The 12,238-nt window shown below is 65.8% G+C and carries 9 protein-coding genes; 7 read left to right on the plus strand and 2 right to left on the minus strand.

All coding sequences use genetic code 11. The annotated features are described in order from the left end of the window. Nucleotides 1-50: 50 nt before the first annotated feature. The gene (locus AC1VVK_RS05355) at nucleotides 51-1,439 is read right to left on the minus strand and encodes a helix-turn-helix domain-containing protein (RefSeq protein WP_482904671.1); all 1,389 of its coding nucleotides are present in this window, start codon (nucleotides 1,437-1,439) and stop codon (nucleotides 51-53) included. Between the two features lie 148 nt (nucleotides 1,440-1,587). Here AC1VVK_RS05355 and AC1VVK_RS05360 point away from each other — a divergent pair, with 148 nt between their 5' ends. The 4 genes from AC1VVK_RS05360 (at nucleotide 1,588) to AC1VVK_RS05375 (ending at nucleotide 6,858) form a co-directional block, all read left to right on the plus strand. Further along, nucleotides 1,588-3,180: an isocitrate lyase gene (locus AC1VVK_RS05360; protein WP_482904672.1), complete on the plus strand. Its 1,593-nt coding sequence runs from the start codon at nucleotides 1,588-1,590 to the stop codon at nucleotides 3,178-3,180. A 74-nt stretch (nucleotides 3,181-3,254) separates the two neighbouring features. Next, on the plus strand, nucleotides 3,255-3,425 hold the full coding sequence (locus tag AC1VVK_RS05365) for a hypothetical protein (protein ID WP_482904673.1): 171 nt from the start codon (nucleotides 3,255-3,257) through the stop codon (nucleotides 3,423-3,425). 269 nt (nucleotides 3,426-3,694) lie between these two features. After that, on the plus strand, nucleotides 3,695-5,815 hold the full coding sequence (locus AC1VVK_RS05370; RefSeq protein WP_482904674.1) for a putative bifunctional diguanylate cyclase/phosphodiesterase: 2,121 nt from the start codon (nucleotides 3,695-3,697) through the stop codon (nucleotides 5,813-5,815). A gap of 113 nt (nucleotides 5,816-5,928) precedes the next feature. Next, the gene (locus AC1VVK_RS05375) at nucleotides 5,929-6,858 is read left to right on the plus strand and encodes a 1-phosphofructokinase family hexose kinase (RefSeq protein WP_482904675.1); all 930 of its coding nucleotides are present in this window, start codon (nucleotides 5,929-5,931) and stop codon (nucleotides 6,856-6,858) included. A 186-nt stretch (nucleotides 6,859-7,044) separates the two neighbouring features. On the opposite strand, the gene AC1VVK_RS05380 is transcribed toward AC1VVK_RS05375, so the two are convergent. Then, nucleotides 7,045-7,764, minus strand: a complete 720-nt coding sequence (locus AC1VVK_RS05380) for a TetR/AcrR family transcriptional regulator (protein ID WP_482904676.1) — start codon at nucleotides 7,762-7,764, stop codon at nucleotides 7,045-7,047. 161 nt (nucleotides 7,765-7,925) lie between these two features. Between AC1VVK_RS05380 and AC1VVK_RS05385 the strand changes: the two genes are divergently transcribed. The 3 genes from AC1VVK_RS05385 (at nucleotide 7,926) to AC1VVK_RS05395 (ending at nucleotide 12,211) form a co-directional block, all read left to right on the plus strand. Beyond that, nucleotides 7,926-8,252: a 2Fe-2S iron-sulfur cluster-binding protein gene (locus AC1VVK_RS05385; protein WP_482904677.1), complete on the plus strand. Its 327-nt coding sequence runs from the start codon at nucleotides 7,926-7,928 to the stop codon at nucleotides 8,250-8,252. Nucleotides 8,253-8,275: 23 nt separating this feature from the next. Continuing rightward, nucleotides 8,276-9,535, plus strand: a complete 1,260-nt coding sequence (locus tag AC1VVK_RS05390) for a cytochrome P450 (protein WP_132386739.1) — start codon at nucleotides 8,276-8,278, stop codon at nucleotides 9,533-9,535. Nucleotides 9,536-10,609: 1,074 nt separating this feature from the next. Next, the gene (locus AC1VVK_RS05395; protein ID WP_482904678.1) at nucleotides 10,610-12,211 is read left to right on the plus strand and encodes an FAD-dependent oxidoreductase; all 1,602 of its coding nucleotides are present in this window, start codon (nucleotides 10,610-10,612) and stop codon (nucleotides 12,209-12,211) included. Nucleotides 12,212-12,238: the final 27 nt, after the last annotated feature.

A 12,238-nucleotide genomic window follows, 5' to 3' on the forward strand; every position in this document is an offset into this window, starting at 1 on the left:
GCCGGGGCGGAATCGTCGTATTTACGAATTTAAATTCGCAATAGAGAATATCAGCTTTCGGAGAAGGTATAGGGCTGCGCGGCGCGGCGATAGTCGTCCGCCAGCACGTCGCGCCCGATCGGCGGCACCGAGCGAGCCGCGCAATCCGCGCGCTGGCAAAGGCGACAGGTCACGCCGATGGGCGTCGCTCTGGCCTCTGACTCGCCGCCATAGACCAGCTTACCCGCCTCGTCCGCCGCGCAGGCGAGCGCCACGGCGCGGGTGACTTTCATCCGCCCATGCCGCCCCTCGCCCGAGGTGACCGTGCGCGCGATCGAGAAGAAGCGCTGACCGTCCGGCAGTTCCAACCACTGGGTCCGCACTTCGCCCGGCCAGCGGAACACCTGATGCACCGACCACAAGGGGCAGCCGCCGCCATGCGCCGCGAAGGGGAAACCCGCGCCGTCCAGCCGCTTCGAGACGTTCCCGGCCTCATCCACGCGCAGGAAGAAGAACGGTACCCGCTCTTCCCCCGGACGGTGCAGCGTCGTGAGCCGGTGCGCGACTTGCTCGAAACTGGTGCCGAACAGCCCGCAGAGCACCTCTATATCGTAGCGCCGCGCCTCCGCCGCGCGGGCGAACTTGGCATAGGGCATCAGGATCGCCGCCGCCGCGTAGCCCGCCAGCGCGCGGCGCACGAGCGTCGCCGTAGTCGTCTGCACAAACGCGGCAGCGCGCACGACCGCGACGATGTCGCCGCGCATCGCGGTGTGGGCGATATGAGTGGCGATCTGGAATGCCCGGCTTGAGGGGCCGAGCGTATCGTCGATCAGCAACTGCTGGTTATGCCGGTCGAACCGTCGCAGCGAATCGACCATGACGTCGGGCGGCAGGAAGCGCACGCGCACGCCCTTGTCCGCGAGCCATGCGGTTGCACCGCGGGCCTGCTCGATCTCTCCGGCCAGCTCCTCCGCCCGCACGTCGATGGCGTGGAAGTAGTTGCGCGATTGGCCGAGGAATCGCTGCGCCTCGCGCACCGGCTCGTTCTCTTCCGCCGCCGGGCCGGAGGCACGCTGCTCGGCCAGCGCCTGACTTTCGCGGGTGTAAGCGCCGTGAAGCCGTAGCAGCGCTTCCGAAATGCCCGGAAAGCTCATCGCCAGGTCAGCGATTTCCAGCGAGGGCAAGTCGATATCCGCGAACAGCGGGTCGCGCAGCACGTCCCCCACGCGGCGGGCATAGTCCTCGCCATCGTCACCGGCAATGTCGGCAATGTCCAGCCGATAGGTCCGCGCAAGGCGCAGCAACATGTCCGCCGTGACCGGGCGCTGGTTGCGTTCCAACAACGCGACATAGCTGGGCGAGATCTCCAGATCGTCCGCCATGGCCTGCTGCGTCAGGCCCAGTTCACGACGCAGGCGGCGAAGCCTGGGGCCAAGGTAGAGAGGTCTCGATTCCGCCATGGCTCAGCACTTTGTCATGCCTGCACATCTTTACAAGGATTATCTGTAAAGTTTGACAACCGGACTTCGCAGGCCGTTCCGCACTGCAAAAATGGGGCCTACCTCAAGGTCATCGCCCAAACACATTTTTCGACGGGGACTTTTGGCAGTGACCTACCAGAGCAAGATCACCGAAGCCGGCCAGACCATCGGCACCGAGCCCAACTGGAACGGCATCGAGCCGGAATCGGTCGCGCGCATGCGCCTGCAGAACCGCTTCCGCACCGGCCTCGACATCGCCCGCTACACCGCGCGAATCATGCGTGAGGACATGGCGGCCTATGATCGCGACCCTGCCAACTACACCCAGTCGCTGGGCTGCTGGCACGGCTTCATCGGCCAACAGAAGATGATCTCCATCAAGAAGCATTTCGGCACGACCAAGGGCCGCTACCTCTACCTCTCGGGCTGGATGGTCGCGGCGCTGCGCAGCGAGTTCGGTCCGCTGCCCGACCAGTCGATGCACGAGAAGACCTCGGTTCCCGCGCTGGTCGAGGAACTCTACACCTTCCTGCGTCAGGCCGATGCCCGCGAACTGGGCATGCTGTTCCGCGATCTGGACAAGGCGCGCGAGGCCGGTGACGAGATGGAGGCCAAGCGCCTCGAAACCGCGATCGACAATCACGAGACGCATGTCGTGCCGATCGTCGCCGATATCGACGCGGGCTTCGGCAATGCCGAGGCGACCTACCTGCTGGCCAAGAAGTTCATCGAGGCCGGCGCCTGCTGCATCCAGATCGAGAATCAGGTCTCTGATGAGAAGCAGTGCGGCCATCAGGACGGCAAGGTCACCGTTCCGCATGAGGACTTCATCGCGAAGATCCGCGCGGTCCGCTACGCCTTCATGGAACTGGGCGTGGACGAGGGCCTGATCGTGGCGCGCACCGACTCGCTGGGCGCGGGGCTGACCAAGCAGATCGCCTTCACCCGCGAGCCGGGCGACATCGGTGACCAGTACAACAGCTTCCTCGACTGCGACGAGATCGCAGCGGGCGATGTCGGCCACGGCGAAGTGCTGATCACCCGCGAAGGCCGCCTGATGCGTCCGAAGCGGCTGCCGTCGAACCTCTACCAGTTCCGCAGCGGAACCGGCGAGGATCGCTGCGTGCTGGATTGCATCCATGCGCTGGAAAACGGCGCGGACCTGCTGTGGATCGAAACCGAGAAGCCGCACATCGGCCAGATCGGCGGAATGGTCAGCCGCATCCGCGAAGTGATCCCGAACGCCAAGCTGGTCTACAACAACTCACCCAGCTTCAACTGGACGCTGAACTTCCGCCAGCAGGTCTTCGATGCATGGGAAGCGGAAGGCCGCGACACCGGCGCCTATGACCGGGCGAAGCTGATGAGCGTGGACTACGACGGCACCGAGCTGGGCAATGAGGCCGACGAGCGAATCCGCACCTTCCAGAAGGACGCGGCGCGCGAGGCGGGGATCTTCCACCACCTCATCACCCTGCCGACGTACCACACCGCCGCCTTGTCGACCGACAATCTGGCGAAGGAGTACTTCGGCGAGGCGGGGATGCTCGGCTACGTCAAGGGCGTGCAGCGTCAGGAAATCCGTCAGGGCATCGCCTGCGTGAAGCACCAGAACATGGCCGGATCGGACATCGGCGACGACCACAAGGAATACTTCGCCGGCGAGGCGGCCCTGAAGGCGGGCGGCACACACAACACGATGAATCAATTCGCGGCCTGAGGTCGCCGTCAAACAGGGATTGCGGCCTGCGGCCGCTGGGGAAGGTCCCCGCCAAGCAAGGAAAGGAAGGTACAATGACCACCATGACCACCGAACCGGCCCGCGCCCGCGCGGTACTTTCGAGCCAGGACTTCAGGCTGCTTCAGGAAGCCGTGCTGTTCTACATGCGTGCGCATGAGGACGATCCGGTCTCTTCCACGTACTCTAACCTCTATCACCGACTCGGCAGCGCCACCCGGCGCTGAGAGAGGTCGAACACAGAAAATCACCGCGGCCCGGCCGCCGGAAAACCAGCCCGACCCGCAAGGAAGGGCAGGCCACTCGAGTTCTTTCCTGGGGAGGAAAGCCAGCCCGTCGCACCCGCGTGCGGCGGGCTTTTTCGCGGCCTGCCGGAGCCTCCGGACAAATCCGGATGGTACTACCGGCGCCTGCGCCTGCAGTTCGGCCTGTCGCAGCCACATTGACAAGAAAATTAACGGCTTGCCTATATCCCCGCCATCAGCTTGAGGGCACCATGTTGATTCCTGGCGACGGTCACGAAAGGGAAGCGAACGAAACGACGGGCAATCCGTCGGTCGCACCCGCGCACCCATCGCTTGAGGCCGCCCTTGCCGCCAGCGCGCGGACCGAATCTCTCCTGCGCGAAGCGATCGAGGCTCTCCCTCAGGGCATTGTCATCCTTGACGAGGATGACCGCTACGTCCTGTGGAACCGCCGCTACGAGGAAATCTACCACCGCTCCGCCGACCTGCTGGAACGCGGCGCCAAGCTGAGCGATACGCTGCGCATCGGGGTTGAGCGCGGCGACTATCCGGAAGCCCTCGGGCAGGAGGAGGAGTGGCTTGCCCGCCGCGTCTCCATGCTCCGCCAGCCGGATTGCCGCCACGAGCAACGCCTTGCCAACGGCCGCTGCATCCTGATCGAGGAGCGGAAGACCGACAGCGGCGGCACGATCGGCATCCGCGTCGACATAACCGATCTCAAGCAGCGCGAGGAAGCCTTCCGCCTGCTGTTCGAGCAGAACCCGCTGGCCATGCTCGTCTACAATGCCGCAAGCGGGCACGTGCGCTCGGCCAACGAGGCGGCCTGCCGGCTGTTCGGCTACACAGCGGACGCCATCGCCGGGATGAGCGCGCAGGTGCTGTTCTCCGAGCCCGATCGCGAAGCGGCCTCGCGCATGCTCGCCACCGATTGCCCGGAAGGCGATTCGTGCTGGCCCCTGCTGCGCAGCGACGGCGGCACCGTGGAAGCCATGGTCTCGACCCGGCTTTCGCAGCTGGAAGGCGATACGGTGACGATCGTGACGATCGTCGATGTCACCGAACGCCGCCGCATCGAACAGCGCATGGCGCACATGGCCCGGCACGACGAACTCACCGGCCTCGCCAACCGCGCGCATTGCCGCGAATATCTGAGCCAGGTGCTCGAACACGCCTCTCCGGAGGACACCGTCACGCTGGCCTTCGTCGATCTCGATCACTTCAAGGCGGTCAACGACACCTACGGCCACCATTTCGGCGACATGCTGCTGACCGACGCGGCGCGGCGCATGCGCGAACTGATCCCGCCGGACGCTCTGCTCTGTCGCATCGGCGGCGACGAATTCGCGATCATCTTCCGCCGTTCCAGCCAGACTCAGGCGGAACTGGTCGCCAAGTCGATCATCACCGCGCTGAGCGAGCCGTTCTTCGTCCACGGCAACATGCTGCACATCGGCGCCACCATCGGCTTCGCCAGCGCGCCCTACGACACCTCCGACCCGCAGACCTTGCTGCGCTACGCCGACCTTGCGCTCTATGCCGCCAAAGGCGAACGGCGCGGATCGTGCCGGGGTTTCGAAGCGCGCATGGACGAGGCGGCGCAGGCCAAGAGCAGGCTGGAAAAGGACTTGCGCAAGGCCGTGCAGGAAGGCGCCCTTGAGGTTCATTACCAGCCGCTGGTCAATCTGGAGACCGGCGAGATCGAATGCTGCGAGGCGCTGCTGCGCTGGGATCACGGCGAACGCGGCCTCGTCTCGCCCGAAGTCTTCATTCCGCTGGCCGAGGAACTGGGGCTGATCGATCAGGTCGGCCGCTTGGTGCTCAATTCGGCCTGCCGCGAGGCGATGACATGGCCCGCGCACATTCGCCTCTCGGTCAATGTCTCGCCGCTCCAGTTCCGCAACGGCAATCTGTTGAGCACCGTCATCAACGCGCTCTCGTCCTCGGGACTTACTGCCGAACGGCTCGAACTGGAAATCACCGAGGCCGTGTTAATGGAGCGCGGGCCTCGTCCCGCCGCGATCATCCGCAACTTGCGCGCTTTCGGCATCGGCATCTCGCTCGACGATTTCGGCACCGGCTATTCCTCGTTGAGCTACCTGCTCAACTACCCCTTCACCAAGATCAAGATCGACAAGTCGTTCATCCTGAACCTCCAGCGCGAGGCCAATTCGCGGGCGGTGATCCGGGCAGTGATCGGCCTTGGCCGCAGCCTTGGCGTCGATGTCGTGGCGGAAGGCATCGAGCGCGAGATGGAGCGCGAATACTTGCGCAGCGAAGGTTGCACGCAGGGTCAGGGTTTCCTGTTCGGCCGCCCCGGGCCCGCCGGCACGATCACCTTCGAAGCGCGCGAGACCGGCAGCCGCGCCGCCTGAAGCTCCGGCCGGTCTACCGGCACGCTTGACGCCTCTTCGCGATGACGGGCATGAGTTGCGTCCCATACGCGCGCCATGACCGGATCCCCCTCCTCCCCACGGAGCCCGCCTCGATGAAGAGCATCGCCACGCTGACCATGAACCCGACGATCGACGTGTCCTACGACGTCGGGAAGGTTCGGCACACGCACAAGATGCGCACCGACAACGAGCACTACGCACCGGGCGGCGGCGGCATCAACGTGGCGCGCGTCTTCGTGCGGCTCGGCGGCAACGCGCGCTGCTATTACCTCTCGGGCGGCGCCATCGGGCCGGCGCTCGACGGGCTTATCGACCTGCACCAGCTCGTGCGCACGCGGATCGAGATCAAGGGGCCGACGCGGATCGCCGCCGATATCCTCGAACACGAGACCAACAAGGAATACCGCTTCACCCCCGCCGGCCCGCACGTGAGCGAGGCGGAATGGACGCACTGCCTTGACGTGCTGGCCGAAACCGACTGCGACGTGATGGTCCTCAGCGGCTCGCTGCCGCCCGGTGTGCCGACCGACTTCTACGCCCGCGTCACCCGGCTGCTGCGGCCCAAGGGGGTCGAGATCGTGCTGGACACCTCGGGCGCGGCCCTCGCGGCCGGGATCGAGCAAGGCGAACTCCTGCTGGTGAAGCCCAGCCAAGGCGAACTCGCGGAGTACTGCGGCCACGCGCTCGACGGCGTCGAGGCAATCGGCAAGGCGGCGATGGAGATTGTCGAGGCTGGAAAGTCACGCCTCGTCGCCGTGACGCTGGGGCATGAGGGCGCCGTCCTAGCCCACGCAGGTGGCACGGCGTACCTGCCCGCACTGAAGATCGAGGCCGCGAGCGCGGTGGGCGCGGGCGACAGCTTCGTCGCCGCCATGGTCCACGCGCTGTGCCGGGGCGAGGACGACCTTTCCGCCTTCCGTTATGGCCTTGCCGCAGGCTCCGCCGCCGTGCTGCGCGCGGGCACCGATCTGGCGCGCCCTGCCGACATCGCGCGGCTGCTTGATAAGGTTCAGCCGTTGTAAAACGCCCCGGCTGATCTCGCCGTTGCTTGCTCGCCCAACAACAACACCTCGTCGCCCCCGCGAAGGCGGGGGCCCCGCTTTCTTGCGGCGTGGAGAAAAGTAAGCGGGATCCCCGCCTTCGCGGGGACGACGGAAAAACAGGATTTGGGGGTAGGAGAGGATTAGGCCGATCGGAACAGCCGAACCTCAGACCTCAATCGCCCGCAGACAGAACGACCAGATCGCCTCGGCCAGCGCCTCGCGCTCGCTGCGATTGGGCGCGTGGCCTTCCTCCTCCAGCAGCAGGGTATGCACAGTCGTCGATACAAGGTTGTAGATCAGCCGCGCCTGAAGCTGCGGATCGGCCTTGCGAAACACGCCCGCCTCCATGCCGTCGGCGATGTGCCCGGCCACGAGGTCCAGCAGCGGCTCCAGCGCTGCCTTGAGTTCGGCCGGACGCTGCTGGGCAAGGCGCAAGTGTTCGCGGCTGAGCGCCGCACTGCGCAGATGCGCGCCGCCGACCAGCGCCTGCCCAGCAGGCAATGGCCCCGGATGCATCCGATCCAGTTGCGCCTGATCCAGTTGCGCTTGCCCGACCACAAGCCCGCGCACGATCGTCCCCAGCGCCTCGGCAGGGTCTCCGGCATCGGCGGCCATCGTTCGGAACTGATAGGCCGCCAGCCGCAGCGTCGTATCAAACACCGCCAGCACAAGGTCGTCCTTGCCCTGAAAGCGTTCGTAGAAAGCGCGGCGCGCAAGCCCCGTGCGCGCGAGCACCGCACGGATGGTGAGCCCTTCCAGCCCTGCCTCGTCAAGCAACTGGTGCGCCGCGGCAATCAACCGGCGGCTGCGGTCCTCTTCCGCGTCCGCAATCGGCAAAGGCGCGATGGCCAAAGGCAGGATCGGGCTTGGGTTCGTGCTGGCCATTGCCATGGGGTATCCGCTCTCGCCCGCCCGGTCCAGCCCGTCGGAAAGGACCGGGCGAGCAGGCCGCGCCGCCGAGATTGACTCGCGCCTGTGCTTCGCGCTAAATAGCCGAGAACAGCGTTCTCAAGCAACGCGAAAGAGACGGGATTCAGGAGAGCCAGATGCCCAAGGTGACTTATGTCGACCATACCGGTCATGCGACGACGGTAGAGGTCGAAACCGGCGAAAACGTCATGCGCGGCGCGCTCTACAACGGGATCGACGGGATCACCGGCGAATGCGGCGGCGGCCTCTCCTGCGCCACCTGCCACTGCTATGTCGATGCGGACTGGACCGACACGATGGGCGGCCCGTCCTCGCAGGCGGAAGAAGAACTGCTCGAATCCGCGGCGGATGAAGTGAAGCCTTCCAGCCGCCTCTCCTGCCAGATGGTGATGACGGACGCGCTGGACGGGCTGGTCGTCCACCTTCCCGAGCATCAGTTCTAAGCCGCGCGAAAGGGAGAGAAACGATGCCGATCGACGCCGCCAACCCCGTTCCGCCCACTTTCCCGCGCCATGTCGGGATGGATCAGGTGCCTGACCACGTTCCGGCGGATCTGATCCGCCAGGTAGGCCTGACCTTCGGGCCCGAATTCCTTGCCTCGCCGCACGATTTCATGGCCGCGCTGCACGACAAGCAGCCGCCGATCTATTACGACGTCAGCCCGATGGGGAACATGTGGCACTTCACCCGCCACGAAGATGCCCTGTTCGGCCTGCGCCATCCGGAGATCTTCTCGAACGAAGGCGCCACGCCGTTCCCGCGCGATCCCAGCGACTACTTCTACTTTATCCCGATCGAAATCGATCCGCCGCACCACCGCAAGTATCGCAACATCGTCGATCCGGTGTTCAGCCCGCAGGGCGTGCTCAAGCTGGAAGGCCTGATCCGCAAGCGCGCCAACGATCTGATCGACGAGATCGAAGCCAAGGTCGCCGCCGGTGGCTCCTGCGAATTCACCGAGGATTTCGGCCGCCCGCTGCCCGTCGCGGTGTTCCTGGACATCATGGGCCTGCCGCAGGACATGCGCGATACTTTCGTGTCCTGGGCGATGGAACTGCTGCACTCGAATGACCGCGCCATCATGGGCGGGGCGATGCAGAAGATCACCGCCTATCTGAAGGAAGCCATTGCAGAGAAGCAGGCCAATCCCGATGACGGCGTGGTCAGCCGGATCGCCCATGCCCAGGTGGACGGCGCGCTGATGTCCGAGAAGGAGATCTTCGGTTTCGTCTGCTTCCTGTTCATCGCCGGGCTCGACACCGTGTTCGCCACGCTCAACAACATCTGGGCATGGCTGGCGGAGAACCCGGAAAAGCGGCAGGAAATCATCGACCGTCCACAGGACATCGACAAGATCGTCGAGGAACTGCTGCGCCGCTGGTCGGTCACGTTCTCAGGCCGCGTGCTCGACAAGGACCACGAAATGCGCGGCGTGCAGCTCAAGAAGGGTGACCGCGTCACCTTCATCCTGCCCGCCTGCAACTTCGATCCCGAAGTCTTCCCCGATCCGCTGACCGTGGACTTCGACCGTCCGCGCAAGACCATCCTGGCCTTCACCGTGGGTGTGCACAGCTGCATGGGCGGGCACCTCGCCCGTCTGGAAGTGAAGATCGCTTTGCAGGAATGGCTCAAGCGCATTCCGAACTTCGAACTCAAGCCCGGCACCCGGATCGAGTACCGCCCCGGTGGCGTGATCGGACCGGAGGAAGTGCCACTGGTCTGGTAAGCGCGGGTCAAATCCTGCGGGATGAGAGATAACACGGGGGCTGGGTGGGATCATCCGGCCCCCGTTCCGTTCAAGCCTGGAACCGCTCGGCCTTGGTGAGAGGAGAGGGATTGACGCGATGGGAACTGCGAGCCCGAGGCACCTCCTTCCGCTCATCACGCCACGCCTCCTGGGGCTTCGACAGGCTCAGCCTGAGCGGGTGGGGAGAGCGAGCACAGCGGGAATGCGGGCCCGAAACACCTCCCTCCGCTCATCCTGAGCTTGTCGAAGGATGGCAGCCTCGCACCGCGCATCAGGAGGCCCCCATAAGCTCAGCCTGAGCGAAATCTTGGTCAGCTACGAGAGCATCAGGAGATGGGGCGGCGGCGCAGGCCGATGGCTGCTCACCTGCGCCGCCGGGGCCAATCCGCACGCCCCCGGTGCGGTTGCCCTGCCCCCTCCGGTCCACCGACACCTGCGCGACCACGAAGGACCCTGCGGTGGAACTGATAATGGAATTGGCCAAAACGATAATCCGCTCCGGAATTACAGATCCGCGTACCATCGGCTGAATTTCCAGGAATCATCGCAGGATGCTCCTTTGAAGTCAGAATGGAGGATCTCGCCGGGTGCCTGCACTGGAAAGGCGGGATAGGTCCGAAACGGTGAGACCCGCCCCCTTCCCAACGGGTGCGCTCCATCATGCTGCACAAAGGACACGCATCGAACGCGAAGCGTCCTTCCGCAAATTCGGACTTTGCCAAAGCGAAAAAATGTTCCAAGGTGCAAGGCGAAGGGCCGTTCTCGGCCTTAGCGGCGTTGGGAGAGAGCGCGCCGAGGGGAGCTTAAACCTCCTCCGGCGCGCCGAATCTTCGCAATTGCAGCATGAACTTGATACCTCGAATCGGCGCCCCTGTCCTGCGAAAAAGCAGACAGGGGCGCAGTTCGTTCAGGCCTGCAACACAGCTCTCCGCGCCAATCTTTGCGCAGTCGCAGCATAAATCGTATCATCTTGAAGCGTAAGCGAAAGGCGCAGGTGATTCGCGGAAGAATCCCTTCTCGAACATCGGCGTCCCGGCCCATCGGACTGGACAGATGCCCGATATCGAGTGCGACGTCCTCATTGTCGGCAGCGGAATCGGCGGCCTCACCGCCGCCATAGCCGCGCGCATGGCCGGTCTGGACACGCTGGTTATCGAGCAGGACCTGCTCATCGGCGGCCCCTCCTCGCTGTCGAGCGGGATGCTCTGGATGCCCAATAGCCAGTTGATGATCCGCGACAAAGTGCACGATTCGCGCAGCGCCGCATTGGACTATCTCGCCAATTTCGTGGCCGAGGGCGATCGCTCCTCCACGCCTGAGCCCCGCGCCGCTTTCGTCGATGGCGTGGCACCGCTGGTGGCGCTCTACGATTCGCGCGGCATTCCGCTGCACCGCTGCGAGGGGTATCCGGACCATTACGACACCCTCCCCGGCGGCCATGCCGAGGGACGCGCCGTGGAAACCTCGGTGATCGACGCGGAGCGGCTCGGCACCTGGCGGCGCAGGATCCGGCCGCAGAGCCTGCCGATTCCCGCCCGCGCCTCCGAGCTTGCCCGTCTCAGCCGCGCCACGACGTGGGAGGGCCGCCTGGGCTCGGCCCGCCTGCGCTGGCGGCGGCTTGCCGGACGGGTCCGCGCGCAGCAGCTGTTCACGGCAGGCGCCGCGCTTCAGGCCCGCCTCCTGCTCAGCGCGCTGGAACTGGGGGCCGAGATCCGCACCCGCGCGGCGCTGATGGCGCTTGAAAGCGAGCGCGGCCGGGTGACCGGCGCCATGATCGACTGCGAAAGCTGGCACCGGCGGGTGCGGGCGCGCCACGGCGTGGTCATCGCCAGCGGCCGCGTCGCGCCGAATGCAACGCAGCCCGCTCCCGGCGAGGGCGCCGGCGATGCGGTGGCGGCGATGGAAGGCCTCGGCGCGGGAACCGCGTGGATGAGCGACGCCTGGCGCTTCGTGCGCCCGGCGTCCGAGCATGTCACACCGGCATTGATCGTGCTGCCGGGGCTTGCAAAGCCGCACCTCGTGATCGTGGATGCGGCGGGGGGCCGCTTCGTCAACGAGGCTGCGCCGCCGATGGAGGTGGGCCGGGCCGTTCTTGCCCGGGAAAGCCTGGTGAGCGGCATCCCGGCGGCATGGGCAGTGCTCGATGCCCGCCACCGCGTGCACTACCGCTTCGGCCCGCTCCCGCCCGGCCCGGTCCCGCGCCAGCAGTTGCAGAACGGCACGGTGGTAAGGGCCGCCTCGCTCGACGCGCTCGCCCATGCGTGCGGGATCGATCCGGCCGGTCTGGAGGCAACGGTCACGCGCTGGAACGCGCTGGCCGCACGCGGGGAGGACTCCGATTTTGCCAAGGGCGTCTCGGCCTACAACCGCTATTACGGCGACCCGCGCCATCAGCCCAATCCCTGCATGGGGTCGATCTCGCGCGCGCCGTTCTTCGCCATTCCGCTGCGCTCCGAAAGCCTTGGCACCTGCGGCGGCGTGCTGGTGGATGCCCATGCCCGCGTACTACGCGACGACGGACGGCCGATTGCCGGGCTCTACGCCATCGGCGGCTGCACCGCGCCGCTTTCCGGCCCCAACGACATTGCCCCCGGTTTCGCGGCGGGCGTCGGCGCGGTGTTCGGGATGATTGCCGTGCGCCACATGGTCGGATAGGCGGGCGGCTCCATCCTCCACGACAGG

It is taken from the genome of Novosphingobium sp. BL-S-32 (assembly GCF_056857055.1).